This is a genomic window from Phaeodactylibacter sp., assembly GCF_022763345.1.
Classification (GTDB): domain Bacteria; phylum Bacteroidota; class Bacteroidia; order Chitinophagales; family Saprospiraceae; genus Phaeodactylibacter.
The window spans coordinates 122,002-138,571 of sequence record NZ_JALEGS010000021.1 but is presented as its reverse complement, the minus strand read 5'-3'; the positions used below and the strand labels follow the sequence as shown (position 1 = coordinate 138,571).

At 52.4% G+C, this 16,570-nt stretch carries 14 protein-coding genes; 9 read left to right on the top strand and 5 right to left on the bottom strand.

The window, feature by feature from the left end; genetic code table 11:
• The first annotated feature begins 20 nt into the window (after nucleotides 1–20).
• Both MRY86_RS06050 and ggt read left to right on the top strand, forming a co-directional pair.
• Entirely contained in the window at nucleotides 21–827 is an 807-nt protein-coding gene (locus MRY86_RS06050) for a hypothetical protein (protein ID WP_293564653.1), read from the top strand.
• 408 nt (nucleotides 828–1,235) lie between these two features.
• Nucleotides 1,236–2,945, top strand: a complete 1,710-nt coding sequence (ggt, locus tag MRY86_RS06045; RefSeq protein WP_293564651.1) for a gamma-glutamyltransferase — start codon at nucleotides 1,236–1,238, stop codon at nucleotides 2,943–2,945.
• A gap of 83 nt (nucleotides 2,946–3,028) precedes the next feature.
• Here ggt and MRY86_RS06040 read toward each other — a convergent pair whose 3' ends face one another.
• Nucleotides 3,029–5,434, bottom strand: coding sequence for an alpha-ketoacid dehydrogenase subunit alpha/beta (locus tag MRY86_RS06040; protein WP_293564649.1), 2,406 nt, complete (start codon nucleotides 5,432–5,434; stop codon nucleotides 3,029–3,031).
• A gap of 299 nt (nucleotides 5,435–5,733) precedes the next feature.
• Here MRY86_RS06040 and MRY86_RS06035 point away from each other — a divergent pair, with 299 nt between their 5' ends.
• Together MRY86_RS06035 and yaaA are read left to right on the top strand one after the other, a co-directional pair.
• Nucleotides 5,734–6,207: a DUF1573 domain-containing protein gene (locus tag MRY86_RS06035; RefSeq protein WP_293564647.1), complete on the top strand. Its 474-nt coding sequence runs from the start codon at nucleotides 5,734–5,736 to the stop codon at nucleotides 6,205–6,207.
• Nucleotides 6,208–6,710: 503 nt separating this feature from the next.
• Nucleotides 6,711–7,481 (top strand): peroxide stress protein YaaA, encoded by a 771-nt coding sequence (gene yaaA, locus MRY86_RS06030; RefSeq protein WP_293564645.1) that lies wholly within the window; start codon nucleotides 6,711–6,713, stop codon nucleotides 7,479–7,481.
• On the opposite strand, the gene MRY86_RS06025 is transcribed toward yaaA, so the two are convergent.
• Nucleotides 7,478–8,035: a hypothetical protein gene (locus tag MRY86_RS06025; RefSeq protein WP_293564643.1), complete on the bottom strand. Its 558-nt coding sequence runs from the start codon at nucleotides 8,033–8,035 to the stop codon at nucleotides 7,478–7,480. The genes yaaA and MRY86_RS06025 overlap by 4 nt on opposite strands.
• A gap of 33 nt (nucleotides 8,036–8,068) precedes the next feature.
• Here MRY86_RS06025 and MRY86_RS06020 point away from each other — a divergent pair, with 33 nt between their 5' ends.
• The 3 genes from MRY86_RS06020 to MRY86_RS06010 all read left to right on the top strand — a co-directional run bounded on the left by MRY86_RS06020 (nucleotide 8,069) and on the right by MRY86_RS06010 (nucleotide 11,328).
• Complete coding sequence (locus tag MRY86_RS06020) at nucleotides 8,069–10,492, top strand: penicillin acylase family protein (protein WP_293564641.1); 2,424 nt, start codon at nucleotides 8,069–8,071, stop codon at nucleotides 10,490–10,492.
• Nucleotides 10,493–10,494: 2 nt separating this feature from the next.
• Nucleotides 10,495–10,845: a hypothetical protein gene (locus MRY86_RS06015; protein ID WP_293564639.1), complete on the top strand. Its 351-nt coding sequence runs from the start codon at nucleotides 10,495–10,497 to the stop codon at nucleotides 10,843–10,845.
• A 123-nt stretch (nucleotides 10,846–10,968) separates the two neighbouring features.
• On the top strand, nucleotides 10,969–11,328 hold the full coding sequence (locus MRY86_RS06010; protein ID WP_293564637.1) for a 2TM domain-containing protein: 360 nt from the start codon (nucleotides 10,969–10,971) through the stop codon (nucleotides 11,326–11,328).
• Nucleotides 11,329–11,331: 3 nt separating this feature from the next.
• On the opposite strand, the gene MRY86_RS06005 is transcribed toward MRY86_RS06010, so the two are convergent.
• From MRY86_RS06005 to MRY86_RS05995, 3 genes are read right to left on the bottom strand one after another with little or no spacing between them, the layout of a single operon-like run.
• The gene (locus tag MRY86_RS06005; protein WP_293564635.1) at nucleotides 11,332–12,153 is read right to left on the bottom strand and encodes a serine O-acetyltransferase; all 822 of its coding nucleotides are present in this window, start codon (nucleotides 12,151–12,153) and stop codon (nucleotides 11,332–11,334) included.
• A 50-nt stretch (nucleotides 12,154–12,203) separates the two neighbouring features.
• On the bottom strand, nucleotides 12,204–12,899 hold the full coding sequence (locus tag MRY86_RS06000; protein ID WP_293564633.1) for an ATP-binding cassette domain-containing protein: 696 nt from the start codon (nucleotides 12,897–12,899) through the stop codon (nucleotides 12,204–12,206).
• The gene (locus tag MRY86_RS05995; protein ID WP_293564631.1) at nucleotides 12,892–13,839 is read right to left on the bottom strand and encodes a hypothetical protein; all 948 of its coding nucleotides are present in this window, start codon (nucleotides 13,837–13,839) and stop codon (nucleotides 12,892–12,894) included. Before MRY86_RS05995 ends, MRY86_RS06000 begins: the two co-directional genes overlap by 8 nt.
• A gap of 217 nt (nucleotides 13,840–14,056) precedes the next feature.
• On the opposite strand from MRY86_RS05995, the gene MRY86_RS05990 reads away from it, so the two are divergent.
• Both MRY86_RS05990 and MRY86_RS05985 read left to right on the top strand, forming a co-directional pair.
• A complete protein-coding gene (locus MRY86_RS05990; RefSeq protein ID WP_293564629.1) occupies nucleotides 14,057–15,025 on the top strand; it encodes an ABC transporter ATP-binding protein in 969 nt (322 codons plus the stop codon).
• Nucleotides 15,013–16,563: an ABC transporter permease/substrate-binding protein gene (locus MRY86_RS05985; protein WP_293564627.1), complete on the top strand. Its 1,551-nt coding sequence runs from the start codon at nucleotides 15,013–15,015 to the stop codon at nucleotides 16,561–16,563. The genes MRY86_RS05990 and MRY86_RS05985 overlap by 13 nt, the downstream gene beginning before the upstream one ends.
• The last annotated feature ends 7 nt before the right edge of the window (nucleotides 16,564–16,570 follow it).

The window sequence follows — 16,570 nt, the reverse complement described above, 5'->3', positions numbered from 1 at the left end:
ATCAATCCAAAATCAGATTAATGATGAGAACGCTAAGCCTGTTATTTGTGCTTGCCCTGTTTTTTACCAGCTGCCAAAGCGGTGGCAACACCGGCACCACCGAAGAAACCACCGCTGATACCACTGCGGTAGATGCCAAACCCGCCACCAGATATTTCCTTACGCCATTCAGTGAGTCGAAAGCTTATCCTGATGCGGCCATTGAAGGGGTCACCTACGATGCCGGAAAATTCGACTTCACGATAAGCGGAGAAACGTACGAACTCGGTGTACAAACCCCCGACGCAGACGCTAAAATGTGTGCCAACAGTGCCAAAGGACAGCACATCCACCTAATCATCGATGATCAGCCCTACGCTGCTAAATACGAAGCGTCCTTTGACTACGAAATCGAAGACGGCGACCACTACATGCTTGCTTTTCTTTCCCGCTCCTACCACGAGAGTATCAAGACTGATCAGGCCCACGTTGCTAAGAAAGTAACGATCGAAAACAATGGTTTCATGGCGGTCGATAATATTACAGAACCTATTCTTTTCTACAGCCGCCCCAAGGGCACGTACACCGGTAAAGCTCAGACAGAAAAGGTCATGCTCGACTTCTACCCAGTCAATGTACCTGGCTTCGGCAACGAACACATGGTCAAAGCGACTATCAACGGAGAAGACCATATGATTGATACCTGGCAGCCTTACTACATTGAGGGCCTGCCAATGGGCGAGAACACCATCACGCTTACCCTCGTTGATGCCGAAGGTAATAAAGTAGATGCGCCGCTCAATCCGGTCACCCGCACCTTTACCCTGCAGGAAGACCCGGCAGAATAAGCATTGAGCGCACCTTGCTCATGTATTTCAAGTGAAATATTCACTTCACAGGCAGTCTGCACCCGCGGGCTGCCTTTCTTTGTACCCTAAATACAAAAAGTGCTGCTCGCACACTGTGCGGCAGCACCCAAAAGCCAGTAAACCAGTAGCCCTTTGGCTACTAACAAACAAACATTCTTGACACTTCAAAGGAAAAAGTGCAGCCCGTGTAGCAGGTGATCTTGCCCCACACTGCTCTCCTTACCAATCTAAAGAAGTATGGAAACGGGCCACACCGGTATAATCCCTTTCGAAGTTGGCTCTCTCACCGAAGGCGCAGCATTCTGCACCCATATTCCGGTGTTTTAGTATTTTGATGTAGTTTCGTTTTTCAATGACATCTAACTAATACCAACAACCGTGCCAAAAATGAAAAACCACACTTTGATACTGTTTTTTCTGGTCCTGCTTTGGAGCTGTAACGGCTCTGAGACCAAGGCTCCTCCCTACACTGCTCAAAAAACAGCCCTGGCGAATGAAGCCGCCGTGGTCTCCCCTCACCCGTTGACGACGCAAGTCGGTATAGACATTCTCAAAAAAGGTGGAAATGCAGTGGATGCGGCCATTGCCGTGCAGTTTGCCATGGCGGTAGCCTACCCCCGGGCGGGCAACTTAGGAGGTGGGGGCTTCATGGTGCTCCGGCAGCCCGATGGCAGTACGGATGCACTGGACTACCGGGAGCGCGCGCCACTCGCGGCTCAGCGGGACATGTATCTTGACAGCACCGGGCAGGTCGTCGAAGGGCTGAGCCGCAACGATGCGCTGGCCGCCGGCATTCCCGGTACGGTAGCAGGTATGGAAGCGGCCTTTAAAAAATACAGCGCCCTAAAAGACTGGAGTGCGCTGCTAGAGCCTGCCATACAACTGGCTGAAGAGGGCTACCCCATCTCCCCTGCCGAAGCCGAACGCCTTAATGGATTCCAGGAAGCCTTCCGTACCTACAACGAAGGGCCTAACCCTTTCATCCGCGATACTTTCGAGGCCTGGTACATCCTTAAACAGCCGGTCCTCGCCCGCACCCTACGCAGGATTCAACAACTGGGCGCCCGGGGATTCTACGAAGGCCCTGTAGCCGAAGCTATAGTACAGGAATCTCAGTCCCGCAACGGTATCTTCACCCTGGAGGACCTACAGAGCTATGAACCTGCCTGGCGCATCCCAACCCGTGCCAATTACCGGGGCTATACCGTCATCAGTATGCCCCCAGCCTCCAGCGGCGGGGTGGCGCTTTCGCAGATGTTAAATATGGTGGAACCCTTTGACCTGCACGAAAAATCCTTCCACAGCGCTGAGACCGTCCATCTGATGGTGGAAGCAGAACGCCGAGCCTTCGCCGACCGGGCAGCCCACCTGGGCGATACCGACTTCTACGATGTGCCTATGGACTCCCTCATGAGCCGGGCTTATCTCGACCGGCAAATGGCCAACTTCGACCCTGCACAGGCTACGCCAAGCGACAATATCATTGCCGGAGATTTCAAATTGCTCAAGGAAAGTTTTGAAACCACGCATACCTCTGTGGTAGATGCAGAAGGGCAGGCCGTATCCATCACCACAACGCTCAACTCCAACTTTGGCTCCAAGGTCTGGGTACGGGGCGGTGGCTTCTTTCTTAACAACGAAATGGACGACTTCAGTGCCAAACCCGGCGTACCCAATCAGTTTGGGCTATTGGGTGCAGAAGCTAACGCCATTGCTCCCCAAAAGCGGATGCTGAGCTCCATGACGCCTACTATTGTGGAGCGGGACGGACAATTGTATATGGTCCTGGGCGCACCGGGCGGCTCCACCATCATTACGGCTGTTTTTCAGGTCATCACCAATGTTACTGACTTTGGAATGTCCTTAGAGGAGGCGGTAAATGCCGGGCGGTTCCACCACCAATGGCTGCCTGATGAAATCCTGGTGGAGCGGGGTGCCCTGCCCGACAGCACCATGGCACAACTAAGGGCCATGGGGCATACGTTCCGCGAAATTGAGCGCATGGCAGTGATCAAGGCTATCCTAAAGGACAAGGATGGTACACTCCACGCGGCAGGTGATTTCCGTAACCCGGATGATGATGCACGGGGGTACTGAGCAAAATGTTGAGGGTTAAAAAAATGCCCAGGCTCCGGTTGAATTCCGGAATCTGGGCATTGCACTCTTCGAATTGAGGTTCATTACAATTTACCCGGAAAATGTCCTGGGTTCGCCTCATGCATCACTTTATAAACCTGCTCAAAGACATCCTCAGGGCTGGGCTTGGTGTAGTAATCCCCGTTGGAACCGTAGGGCGGGCGGTGCGCACGCGCGGTCAGCGTCACAGGATCGGAGTCAAGGTAGCGGTAGCCGCCCTGTACTTCCAGCACTTCCCGCATCATGAATGCTGTAGCGCCACCAGGCACATCTTCATCCATAAAAATAATGCGGTTGGTCTTTTTCAGGGATTCGAGGATAATGTGCTCGAGGTCGAAAGGCAGAAGGGTCTGCGCATCGATCAACTCTACTGAAATGCCCTGCTGTTCTAGCAACTGTACCCCTGCCTGCGCTACGCGAACGCAAGAGCCGTAAGTGACCACCGTCACATCCCGGCCTTCATGCAGCACTTCTGGTACCCCCAACGGAATGGTGTACTCCCCGAGATTATCCGGCACACGCTCTTTCAAACGGTAGCCATTCAGGCACTCCACGATCAGAGCCGGGTCATCAGACTGCAGGATGGTGTTGTAGAAGCCGGCCGCCTGTACCATATCACGGGGCACAATGACGTACATCCCACGCAGGGCGTTCAAAATCATGCCCATAGGCGAACCAGCATGCCAGATGCCCTCCAGCCGGTGCCCGCGTGTACGGATGATAGCCGGTGCTTTTTGCTGGCCATTGCTGCGCCAGCGTACTGTTGCCAGGTCATCCATTAGGGGTTCCAATCCGTAGATCAGGTAATCGAGGTACTGAATCTCTGCGATGGGGCGAAGGCCACGCATCGCCATGCCAACGGCCTGCCCCATGATGGTCCATTCCCGGATGCCAGCGTCAAAGACCCGGCCTTTACCATACTTTTGCTGCATGCCTGCGAAACCCTGATTCACATCGCCAATATCGCCAACATCTTCACCGAAAGCACAAAGCTCCGGGTATTGCGCCAGCTTTTTATCGAAGAATGCGTTGAGGACTTCGTAGCCATTTTTCACTTCTGATTCATCAGAAAACGCTTTGTGCACTACCGGTACATTTAGGGCTGCCTGAGGGGAGTCGCTGTACAGGTGCGCGTGGTAATGCTTGTGGGCCAGCTGATAGGATTGTTCAATCCAGTTGCGGAGGTTGGTTTCTGCATCCAGCTCGCCCCCCATAACTTGGAAGAGCATACGTCGGGCAACTTGTGTCACCTCCCCGTCTACCGGGTGCATGAGCCGGTCAAGCTCTTGCTTAAGTTCGTCGCAGGGGCCATCATCCGCCGGGATTTGATCAAAGATTGCTTTGAGGTCCTTTAGTCGCTTTTTGGTCGGAGCGTTCGCCGCTTTCCAAGCCTTGTCGCGGCACTCCTTAGCATAAGCTTTGGCATCTTTACGGATTTTTTTCGCTTCCTCTTCGGTAAAGATGCCTTCCCTGACCATCCACCGCTCCATTAGCAGGATGGGGTCGTGGTCTTTTTCCCACTGCAGGCGCTCTTTTGACTTGTAGCGTTCGTGAGAACCGGAAGTGGAGTGCCCCTGTGGCTGAGTGACTTCTGTAATGTGGAAGAGTGCCGGGCGGTGGGTCTCCCGCATTTTGGCGATACCTTTCATGTAGGTTTCCACCAGTTCCGGATAATTGCCAGCTTTGACTACGTAGATGTCTATGCCAGTATCATCGCCTTCGGTTTGGAATCCTTGAAGGGCTTTAGAGATACTCGCTTTAGCCGTTTGGTACTCAATCGGCACAGAAATACCGTAGCCGTCATCCCAAACTGATATCGCAAGCGGCACCTGCTGTACGGCAGCGGCATTGACGGTTTCCCAAAAGACCCCCTCAGAAGTCGAGGCATCACCTATAGTTACAAAGCTGATTTCCTTACCGTCCTGAGAGAAGTCCCCCCCACTTAACATTTCTGCATTCACACGGTAATGCTTGGAAGCCAGGGCTAGTCCAAGTGAACGGGCCATCTGCCCGGCGGTACTGGAAATATCTGCGCTAACATTATAATGATTGAGCAAGTCGAGCCATTCACCTTCGTCATCAATGGTAGGAGTAGCGAAGTGGCCGTTCATCTGACGGCCACCGGAGAAAGGATCGTTTTCAGGATCGGCATAAAGCTGGGCAAAGAAGTCTTCCACCGTTGCCAGGCCGAGGGCGAACATAAAGGTCTGGTCACGGTAATAACCGCTGCGCCAGTCGCCTTTGCGGAACGCTTTGGCCATGGCTACCTGAGGCACCTCTTTGCCATCGCCGGTAATCCCGAACTTGGCTTTTCCGGTCAGCACTTCCTTGCGGGCTAACAAGCTGGTTTCCCGGCTGATACAGCAAATTTCAAAATCTTTGATAATTGATGCTCTGGATGGCCCGTCTTCTGAATTCGCAGATTCACGGGTGAAAGAATGGTCTAGCATACTTTTATCAGTTGTACTGGTTATAATTTGGTTTATTTTGCGCTTTTGCAAAATTTAATTTCAAAGGGCTTGGTTTTAACTGTGCTAATATACAAAAAATTTGGCACAAACCCCACCGAAATAGACAAAGAAACCCTGTATTTGTTCAGATCATAAGCCGGTCCGAACCACTTGTTAAAGGGTGGATTAACAACTCATTAACCATAATGTAAGCGGTTCAGCTTTTATATTGGTAGCATTAACTGTATTTTTGGGTCGCATCCAATTTATTTGTGATCTATCAAAAAAAGAATAACGTGATGAAGAAAGTATTTTCCGTATTAGCGCTGCTGGCCCTGGTAGCTACTGTAGGATTCAGTCAGAATGATGCTGCTGCCACTCCGGTTGCCGCCGAAGAAGCCAAGGAAGGCCCTCAAATGTCTTTCGAAACTGAAACCGTAGACTACGGCACGATTGAGCAGGGATCTGACCCTTACCGTGTATTCAAGTTTACCAACACGGGCACAGAGCCTCTGATCATCACGCATGCCAAAGGCAGCTGTGGCTGTACCGTGCCTACATATCCAAAAGAGCCAATCGCACCAGGTGAAACTAACGAAATCAAAGTTCGCTACGACACTAACCGTCTTGGCAAATTCACCAAGCGGGTAACTTTGACGACCAACGCCGGTGATGAGAAGCAGATGCTGACCATCAAGGGTGAAGTGGTGAAGAAGCCGGAAGAGCCTGCAGGCCTGCCTGCCAATGAAGGCAATATGTTCAACAATCAGTAATTATTACTCAGTTACTGTTGTACTACAAAAGCCCCGGACTGATTCTCAGTCCGGGGCTTTTTATTAAGCTGAGCTTTATGCCACCAATCCATTCTCAACAGGCAATAGCCCACGCCTATGGAAGCCCAAAAACCTTTTTGCCATGATTGGGTTATTTCAGGTGCCCCCCTAACAAGGGGAATAAAAAAACCCTTACTTGCAATGAAGTAAGGGCCTCTAACCCAAACAAATAAACACAAAAACTACTTCTTAAGTGCTTGTCACAAACATAGGATGAATTATAATAATAGCCAAATTAATATATTTGGTTTTGTGACATCCTACACAGGCTTTATGACATGCAAAATACGAAAAACACAACAGATTCCTGTATTTTTTCGTGACGAATTTGCACAGCCCTAATTAGTATTTGCAGTGTCACACTTTTTTCCATTTGACTCAATCAGTAGGCAAAGTGCAAAATAGATACAAAAACAACGACTTTGTGACATAAAAACATAGACATGCTTTTACTACTTTCACCAGCCAAGACCCTCGATTATACTGAGCCGTCCACAGATCTGCACGATCAGCCCCGCCTGCTTAGTGACAGTCAGCCTCTGATTGACATTCTGAAAGACAAATCAGAATCAGAGCTCATGGACCTCATGAAAATCAGCGAAGACCTCGCCACCGTTAACCGAGAGCGCTATCAGGACTTCGAGCGCCCCTTTAACATGAGTAATGCCAAGCAGTCTGTTTTGGCTTTCAAGGGCGATGTATACGTTGGGCTGGGCGCAGAGGACTTCTCAGAAGAAGACCTTAAATTCGCGCAGGCACATCTCCGCATCCTCTCCGGGCTTTACGGGGTGCTCCGCCCGCTGGACCTCATGCAGCCCTACCGGCTTGAAATGGGCACCAAGCTCCAAAACGAACGCGGCAAAAACCTGTATGAATACTGGGGCAGCCGCATCACCGAGCTGCTCAACGCCGACCTAAACGCCAACGGGCAGGACAAAAGTGTCATCAACCTGGCTTCCAAGGAGTATTTCTCTGCTGTGAAGCCCAAAGACCTAGCGGGAAAGCTTTATCAGGTTGACTTCAAGGAATACCGGGACGGGAAATACAAAATCATCGCCTTTTACGCCAAGAAGGCACGTGGTATGATGGCGCGCTATGCTGTCAAAAACCGCATCACCAGCCCGGAAGGCCTCAAAGCTTTCGATATGGACGGCTATAGTTTAAACACAGACTTATCCAAAGATCAGCATTTTGTGTTTACCCGTGAAAGCTAATCCTTACTATCCGTAAGTTTGAGGTAATCCCGGACTGTCATTAAAAAGTACGCCCGCTCGTCTCCATCCTCAAAAAGCGGGGCGAAGGTAGAATCCGCAGCAGCGGCATACCAGGTTTCGCCCTGCTTCAGGCTTTCGTAGAGGCGCAGCCCCAGTTCATATTGTTGCACTGGCGTGGGCGGTTGCAGTTGCAGGGTTTCAGAAGACCAGCTGGTATCTTGCGAGAGGGTCAAAGGCGACAGGAAGCCCGCCTCCCAGTCATTGGGCTGCAGGAAAAGGTAGGCTTCATCCTCCAGCCAGTTGTTAGCGATGACTGGATAAAGGGCCGGGCGCCTGGTGATGGTTTCAAATTTACTGAGCCGGTACAGCTCAATGCGGCTCTTGGGCTGTTCCGCCACCGTATACTGCGTGCTCCGCATATTCTTGAAATACAGCAGGGAGGGCGGGGTGGTACGGAACCGGCGGTCTCCCGTACCCTTTTGACGCTCAGTGGAATCGGGGCTACAGGCCATACAAATCAAAAAAAGGCCCATGACAGCCCAGGAAGTTTTCATATCTTTCTTTTTTAAATTGCCCTAACTAACAACATGCGACAGATAAGGTTTTTCTTTGCCCTGCTGCTGACAACCGGCCTGACGATACTGGCCAGCCTGCACCAGCCCCTGGGGTCTCCCCTGCCCGCAATAGGCCAATTCCTAAGCCCTTTTACCGGCTTTTGGCAAAATGCAGAACGAGCCGATAAATTTCCGGACGAAAACCTGGTATTTCCCCAACTTTCCGCTCCAAGCGAAGTCCTGTTCGACGAGCGGGGCGTGCCCCATATCTTTGCGCAAAGCAACGAGGATGCCGCTTTCTTACAAGGCTATATTCATGCCCGCGACCGGCTGTGGCAGATGGATATTTCGGTACGGGCGACCATCGGGCGCCTATCTGAAGTGATGGGCGAGCGTACCCTGGAACGCGATCGTTTACAGCGGCGCAAAGGGCTGCTGTGGGGGGCTGAGAATGCGTTGAAAAAGTGGATGTCCTCTCCGGAGGAAGCTGCCATCATCAACGCTTACTGCGAGGGAGCCAATGCGTATATCAATAGCCTTAGCCCGGCAGACTATCCCATCGAATTCAAGTTGCTGGGTTATGCGCCGGAGCCATGGACGCCACTGCACATCGCCGCTTTTTACAAATCCATGTCAGAAGCCCTTTGCAGCCGGCACGAGGACATCCCTGCTACCAACGCGCGGTTACTGCTTGGCGACAGCCTTTTCCAGGTGCTTTACCCTGAGCATAACCCGAAGCAATCCCCCATTATTCCGGATGTTGTTCAGTGGGATTTCAATCCGTTGCCCCTGGCGCCTTCTGCAACCGGTGACAGCATGCTGAGCAGTGGTGCCACCCGGACGCCCTTCGAGCTACCCTCGCCATTCATAGGCAGCAACAACTGGGCGGTGAGCGCCGAAAAAACAGCCAACGGAGCCCCCATCCTATGCAATGACCCCCACCTACAGCTCCGCCTGCCCGCAGTTTGGTATGAAGTGCAGATGCAGACACCGGATTACAATGCTTACGGCGTTTCCTTTCCGGGCGTGCCGGGCATCATCATCGGTTTTAACAAAGATATGGCCTGGGGGGTCACCAATGTAGGGCATGATGTGCTCGACTGGTACCGGATCGACTGGGCGAACCCGGAGAAAACAGCCTACCGGATTGATGGGGAGGAAAAACCGGTGCGGGAAGTCGTGGAAGTCATTCAGGTCAAAGGGCGCGATGAACCCCTGCTGGATACCGTTCGCTACACCATCTGGGGCCCAGTTACCTACGATGACCCGGAACACCCACAGCATGACATGGCAATGCGCTGGCTGGCTCACGATGAGCCGGCAGAAAAGCCTTTTTACGCGCTTGGAGTATTCACCCGGCTAATGGGCGGGCAGGGGCTGTCGGATTACCAAGCCGCCTTGCGTGGGTGGGAAAGCCCGGCCCAGAACTTTGTCTTCGCCAGCAAAGCCAATGATATTGCGATTACCGTAAATGGGAAACTACCGCTTAAGGAAGATCAACAGGGCCGTTTCGTTCAGGATGGCAGCCGGTCCGAATCAGGGTGGAAGGGTTTCATCCCGCACGAACACTTACCGAGTGTCGTCAATCCCGAGCGGGGTTTTGTCTCCTCCGCCAACCAACGGTCAACCGCGCCTGATTATCCATACTACTACAACGGCGGCTTTGACGATTATCGGGGCCGCTACATCAACCGCCGCTTAGCCGAGATGGAAAATATTACCGTGGAGGATATGAAAGCCCTCCAACTGGACAGCCGCAGCCTGAAGCCGGAGGATGCCCTACCGGTACTGCTGCAATTGCTCGACAGCACGGCTTCCGAATTACGAGCGCACGAACGGGTCAAAACGTTGAGAAACTGGGACTATAATTTTACGAGGGACGCGGAAGCACCCAGCCTGTTCGAGGACTGGTTTGAAGCGGCCTACGCACACGCTTTTGATGAATTCACCGTATGGGAAGATTCACTGGAAGTCCTCCAACCCGAAGAATGGCGCTTCATTGAGCTGCTGGCCACCCAACCCGGGCATGCCATTTTTGACCATCAGTCTACTCCGGAGGTGGAAACCGCCGCGGAGGTCGTCCTAATGGCACTGAAAAAAGCGCTGGAACAGCCACCGGTCTCCTGGGCAGCGCATAAGTCAACTGACATCGGGCACATGGCCATGATCCCTGCTTTTTCCAGGTTAGACCTGGACGTAGGCGGCTATGGGGACGCGCCCAATGCCATTAAGCCCGAACACGGCCCCTCCTGGCGTATGGTAGTAGAGTTGGGTGAGCAGCCCAATGCGTGGGGCGTATTCCCCGGCGGCCCTTCCGGCAATCCAGGCAGTGCCTTTTATGACCCTATGGTCACGCCCTGGGTGGAAGGGCAGTACAATCGCCTGCACCTGCTGGACAGCCCTGATGACCCCGCTGTGAAGCCCCTTTACCGACTCACCTTCAAAACTGCTGAATAACTATGCAAAAAACATTATCAGCCACAATAGCCATTCTCGTGGGTGGAGCCGTAGGGCAGGCGCTGCTGGCCTGGTGGAGCCTACCGGTACTGGCTGCCCTTATTGCCCTTATTTTCCGTTTGCGCCCCCGCCCTGCCCTGCTTGGCGGATTCCTGGGCGGGCTACTACTGTGGGGAGGCTATGCCGCTATCCTTAATGTCCAAAATGATGGTATTTTAAGCGCCCGAATAGGAGAGCTTTTTGGTGGCCTTGGCGGACCATTGCTGGTACTCGTTACCGGGCTCTTTGGCGCTATATTCGCGGCCCTTGGCGCATGGACCGGCAGCCTAACCAGAGGGGATTCAGGCTCCTAAAGACCGTACTTTTCGACCGGCTTATTTCGTACAAAGAACGTTGCAAACCTTAATTCTGTCGAATAACCTTGACCGGAGGCGTTCATATCGTTACCTTGAATATCGAAATGCTAAAACAGACTAATGGAGAACAATAGTTATGAACGAGCCCGTAAAAGGGTAAAAGAAAAAAAGAAATTCTACGAGCACTTAGGCTCTTTTCTCATCGTCAATATTTTCCTGTTTTTGTTGAATATCTTCACTTCACCAGGCCACTTTTGGTTTATCTATCCACTCCTGGGCTGGGGCGTCGGCCTGATGAGCCATTATTATCAGGTATTCGGCTTTCCGGGCATGCGGGGAGAAACCGCAGACTGGGAGCAGCGGGAAATGGAAAAGGAAATGCGCCGGCTCGACAGTGGCTACTATGAAGAAGACCACCTGGAGCTCAAAGAACTGGATAAAAAGCCTCAAAAGAAATGGCGCGACGAGGACTTGGTGTAAGCCTTACATCCCGCCCGGCGTGCCTTCGGCTTCCGGCTGGGCTACGCTTTTATAGTAGACTCTGGAACCCGGCGCAACGCTCCGGGTTATCCATACATTACCCCCAATCACACTGTCGTGGCCAATGATGGTCTCCCCCCCTAAGATCGTAGCGCCGGAATAAATTACAACATTATCTTCTATCGTGGGGTGGCGCTTGGTTTTCGCATATTCTTTGCGGACACTCAATGCACCCAGTGTAACACCTTGATAAATTTTCACGTTGTTACCGATTTCCACCGTCTCTCCGATGACGACTCCTGTACCGTGGTCAATGCAAAACCGCTCGCCAACGGCGGCACCAGGGTGTATGTCAATCCCGGTAACGCCATGCGCATGCTCAGTAAGAATTCTGGGGATTAAAGGTACGCCCAAACGATGAAAAGTATTCGCCAACCGGAATACCGCAATGGCACGGAAGCCCGGGTAAGTCCGGATAACCTCGGTACGACTGACTGCTGCAGGGTCTCCGGCCATGATCGCATCCGCATCCATTTGGAGCAGCTCATAATTCCGGGGCAGCTCGTCCAGGAAAGCGGCTTCCAGGTCCTCTGCGGCCGTAGGCAAAAGGTCTTCAATCTTTTCAAGCAGGGCAAAGAGCTCCAGCTTCAGTTGCTGGTAATGCTGGCCGACCTCCCGTTCGCTTCGGTACCGCCGGTTTGCCAGTTCCGGAAACATAACGGTTAGCAACCCATCCAGCCAGCTGCACACCTCGCTGGGCGAAGGGATTTTGCGGGAATCGCGATGGGCGCGGAACAATTGCTGGATAAACTGCTGCTCTTTCATGATGATTTATTCATAATGTCTAATCATAAAAGTTGAACACCGGAAAAGTTTTACAAAGGCTTGCGTATTTCTGCCCATGCAGCTTTAGTACGGTCGTGTACCTTGGTTTTGATGAATTGCTCCAGAGCGGGAAAATCCACTTTGTCAAAAGTTTGTTGGATTTGGCCTTCGCTAAGGTAGCTCACCCGGTCGCATACTTTTCTAACGGTAGCCATAATGTGGGAGCTTAGCAGCAGACAAAGCCCATTGCGCTTTAACTCTTCCAATATCTCGTACAGAATTTCTGTACTCTCAAGGTCCAGCCCACCGAAAGGCTCATCCAGCAGCAACACTTGGTAGCCTCCCGCTAAAATGCCCAGTAATGCCAGTTTCTTTCGCATCCCGGTAGAGTAGGTCTCGGTTAGGCCCTTAAGTGGCAGCTGGAAAAGCCCGTTCCACTTATCGATTGGGAAGCCCGGGCTGCGATGGCTGCACAATTCAAGGTATTCCTGCCCGGTCTGATAGGGATAGAAATAGGGCTCAGCGGGCAGGTAACCTATCTCGGCAGGCGATAAAGTTGTTCCTTCCCAACTGACTGCTCCCGAAAAGGAAGGACCTAAACGGCATAATGCTTTAAAGAAGGTTGTTTTCCCAGCACCATTGCCCCCCAAAACACCGTGTATCTCACCAGCTGCGGCTTTCAGGTTAATCGCATCCAGGATGAGCGTATTGCCGTAACTGGCAGTCAGGTTACTGATGTCAAGCATGGTATGCCATTTTGAAATGATCCCGCGCTCTTTTCACAAACCGCAGCAGGTAAAAGCCCACCACTGGCAGGAGGAGGGGAAAGAACAGGCTAAAATAAGCCAGGGTAACTGGCAGGCTTTGAATGACCCGTTGCCGGCCCGGGTGCCAGGTGGCGTATTTATAAGCGATGGAGAATGCAAGCATCAGTGCAATAAAGCCTAAACCAATTAATGCGAGGTACCAGTATTGCGGATGAAAAGCCAGGTGCAAAGCCAGGCCCGGCACAAAAACCACCAACTGCAGCGCAAAATGCCGAAGCCCATGCTGCCATAGGCCTCCTCCATTTAAGATGACCGCTATCGTCACCTCCCGTGGCTCCTGATATTCAAATACCGATGGGATTAAGCTGGCCCAAAGCAACAAGACAATCAGCAAAACCGCCATACCGTAGGGTGCGGTCAGGCTTAGCAACCAAAGCAGGGCAAACAGGACGCCATACCGTCTCAGCGCGCTCCGCCATTCAAAAAGTGTAACGGGCAACCAGTTTACAATAAACGCTGGATTAAATGACGCCTGCACAGTCCGGACCGGAAGGAAGCCACACGCAAGGCTGCCCAAAATTGCGACCGGCAACATCGGCCAATTTCCACTGTAAATCAGTAAAGGCAGCACCACAAGAGTACTCACCATAGCATATTCCAGCCCCAGGATCCAGCCCACTGCAAACCCAGTACGCTTTAGAAAAAGGTGGTCTTTACGCCTGTAGTGCCAGCTTATGGAAAGCAACACAGCGATCAATGGGATACTCCACCCGGGCGCCCCGCCCATTGCTTCAACCCCCTGCAGGGCGAAGACCAGCAGCAGCGGCAGGGCAACAACTCCAGGCCAGCCTGCAGAATACAGGATGCGCCCAAGCTGCCGTATTCGGAAGCGCAAATATCCCCCGAAGCTAGTCATCATAGGAACACTCTGTTTATAGTATAATAAGTCAAGATAGTCTAAATGCCTGTTTTGTCCTCGTATTTTTCTGCTAACTAGACCTGATCACCGATAAAACACCGTACCTATTGCTCAATTTATGGGCATTCTGCATCTGTTCCTGTATTTTAGCAGCTATTCAAGTTGGCTTTCAAACTGGATACCCAAAACTAAGGCTAAGCCTAAAAACAAAGAATCCATGATTAAAACCCAGGGCCTAACCCGGCATTTCGGTGATTTTACTGCTGTAAAAGAAGTCTCCTTCGAATTGCAGGAGGGGCAAACCCTTGCCCTCATCGGCCCAAGTGGCTGCGGCAAAACCACCACCCTTAAAATGCTCAACCGCCTCATCACACCGAGTGCCGGCAAAGTTTGGGTAAACGGGCAGGACATCAGCCAGCAGCCGGTGGTGCATCTACGCCGCCAAATGGGCTATGTGATTCAGGATATGGGGCTGTTCCCGCACTACACCGTGGCAGAGAACATAGCCGTAGTGCCCAGATTGCTGGGCTGGGAAGCCGGTAAAATCAAATCCCGGACCGGTGCCTTGCTGGAGCAACTGGGGCTGGATACCGGAGCTTTTGCCCAAAAATACCCGAACGAGCTCAGCGGCGGGCAGCAACAGCGGGTAGGCATTGCCCGGGCACTAGCTGCCAACCCGCCCATCGTGCTGATGGATGAGCCCTTCGGCGCGCTTGACCCCCTCACCCGGCAGCAAATCCGGCGCGACTTTATGGAGCTGGAAGAGTTGCGCTCCAAGACCACCATTATGGTAACCCACGATATTGAAGAAGCCTTTGAAATGGGCAGCCTCGTGTGCTTGCTCAACCGGGGAGAAGTGCAGCAACTCGCCCCACCGGAAACCCTGTTGCAGTCTCCCGCCAATGAGTTTGTGGCCGACTTTGTGGCAGAAAAGGCCGCACAGCTCGAGTTGCGGTCGGCCAAACTGCGGGATATTTTTAGCGAACTGCCCGAAGCGCCGCCATTGCAAGGTGCCGCACTGCCGCTCCCCCCTACCCTGCCGCTCCTGAGAGCCATCTACCGACTTGCCAAAGCACGGGGCGAACATCCGCTTGGCTCGACCACCTACCAGGGGCAGCAACGCTATTTCACGCTTTCCTTACTTATTGAAGCCTTTAAAAACAACCTTCAGTCATGGGCGAACTAATTACCTTCTTCAGCGATAATCAGGAAAAAGTGATAGAGCAGGTCCTTGAGCACATCGGGCTTACCTTTATCTCACTTTTGCTGGCCGCCGTTATCGCGATCCCCGCCGGCATATTCATCACGCGGCGCCCTAAGCTGTCCGGTGGAGTTCTGGCCTTTACAGGAATACTACAGACCATTCCAAGCATTGCCTTGCTGGGTTTTTTGATCCCTATTTTAGGCATTGGGCTCAAACCCGCCATCTTTGCTTTGTTTTTGTATGCCCTTTTGCCGATACTGCGCAACACCTATACCGGCATTAGTGAAGTGGATGCCGCTGTTAAGGAAGCCGCCCTGGGCATTGGGCTATCAAAGGGGCAATTGCTGCGGCAAGTGGAGCTTCCCCTGGCCCTTCCGGTCATTTTTGCCGGGCTCCGAACAGCAACGGTGATCAATGTTGGGGTAGCTACGCTTGCTGCCTATATCGGTGCCGGCGGGCTCGGAGAGTTTATCTTTGGAGGCATCGCACTCAACAACGCCACGATGATCCTCGCCGGAGCACTGCCTGCTGCCCTGCTCGCCATAATCTTCGATCAGCTGCTGGCCTTGCTGCAAAATACCAACGCGCGCAAGCTTTCCAAAGCAGGCAAACCCCTGCTGCTCATCATCCCGTTGCTCTCTTCCGCCTACTTCTGGCCGCAGGCTTATGCACCAGGCTGGAGCGCCGGTTTCCCACCCGAATTCATGGGCCGCCCCGATGGCTATCAGAAAGTAGTGGACACTTACGGCGTGGATTTCACGACTACCATCCTAAACAATGCATTGATGTACAAAGCAGTCTATGAAGGTGAAGTAGATGTGATCAGCGGCTACGCTACCGACGGCCGGGTGGAAGCTTACAACCTTCGCCAATTAGAAGATGACCGCCACGCTTTTCCACCTTATTACTGTGCTCCAATTATGCAGAAAAAGCTGGCTGAGGAAAATAAAATACTAACGGAAGCTCTTGATTTACTCGCTGGCCGGATCAATGATTCGGTGATGACCGTGCTGAATTACCGGGTAGATTTCGACAAAATATCGCCTGAACAGGTCGCCCGGGACTTCCTAAAAGCGGAAGGACTGTGGAAATCGGACCAAAATCAAGGTGGGGAAACGCTGATTATCGGTTCCAAGATTTTTACTGAGCAGTACATCCTGGTAGAGCTCTTCAGTCAGCTCATTAACGGGTACACCGACTACGATGTGGACACCCGCCCGGGGCTGGGAGGCACCAAGATTTGTTTCGATGCGCTACGAAACGGCGAGATCGACCTCTACCCGGAGTATACCGGGACCGGGCTGCAGGTACTACTCGACCCGCCTCAGGACACCCTTGAGCGCATCATTACTCAGCCCGATGCTGTCTACCGTTATGTCAGCCGGGAATTTGAGGCCCAATACGGGCTACAGTGGCTTGGTCCGCTTGGATTTAACAATACCTATGCCCTGATGATGCGGGAGGCGCAAGCGGAGTCTATGAATGTTAAAACCATTTCAGACCTTGTAGGTCAACGATAGAAAAGCG

What these genes read in the sequence shown, in the direction of transcription:
- MRY86_RS06020 (WP_293564641.1), top strand. Translation starts at nt 8,069, where the DNA reads ATGCGACAGATAAGGTTTTTCTTTGCCCTGCTGCTGACAACCGGCCTG.
- MRY86_RS06005 (WP_293564635.1), bottom strand. Translation starts at nt 12,153, where the DNA reads ATGAAAGAGCAGCAGTTTATCCAGCAATTGTTCCGCGCCCATCGCGAT.
- MRY86_RS05985 (WP_293564627.1), top strand. Translation starts at nt 15,013, where the DNA reads ATGGGCGAACTAATTACCTTCTTCAGCGATAATCAGGAAAAAGTGATA.
- MRY86_RS06050 (WP_293564653.1), top strand. Translation starts at nt 21, where the DNA reads ATGATGAGAACGCTAAGCCTGTTATTTGTGCTTGCCCTGTTTTTTACC.
- MRY86_RS05995 (WP_293564631.1), bottom strand. Translation starts at nt 13,839, where the DNA reads ATGATGACTAGCTTCGGGGGATATTTGCGCTTCCGAATACGGCAGCTT.
- MRY86_RS06010 (WP_293564637.1), top strand. Translation starts at nt 10,969, where the DNA reads ATGGAGAACAATAGTTATGAACGAGCCCGTAAAAGGGTAAAAGAAAAA.
- MRY86_RS06015 (WP_293564639.1), top strand. Translation starts at nt 10,495, where the DNA reads ATGCAAAAAACATTATCAGCCACAATAGCCATTCTCGTGGGTGGAGCC.
- MRY86_RS06040 (WP_293564649.1), bottom strand. Translation starts at nt 5,434, where the DNA reads ATGCTAGACCATTCTTTCACCCGTGAATCTGCGAATTCAGAAGACGGG.
- MRY86_RS06000 (WP_293564633.1), bottom strand. Translation starts at nt 12,899, where the DNA reads ATGCTTGACATCAGTAACCTGACTGCCAGTTACGGCAATACGCTCATC.
- ggt (WP_293564651.1), top strand. Translation starts at nt 1,236, where the DNA reads ATGAAAAACCACACTTTGATACTGTTTTTTCTGGTCCTGCTTTGGAGC.
- MRY86_RS06035 (WP_293564647.1), top strand. Translation starts at nt 5,734, where the DNA reads ATGAAGAAAGTATTTTCCGTATTAGCGCTGCTGGCCCTGGTAGCTACT.
- MRY86_RS05990 (WP_293564629.1), top strand. Translation starts at nt 14,057, where the DNA reads ATGATTAAAACCCAGGGCCTAACCCGGCATTTCGGTGATTTTACTGCT.
- yaaA (WP_293564645.1), top strand. Translation starts at nt 6,711, where the DNA reads ATGCTTTTACTACTTTCACCAGCCAAGACCCTCGATTATACTGAGCCG.
- MRY86_RS06025 (WP_293564643.1), bottom strand. Translation starts at nt 8,035, where the DNA reads ATGAAAACTTCCTGGGCTGTCATGGGCCTTTTTTTGATTTGTATGGCC.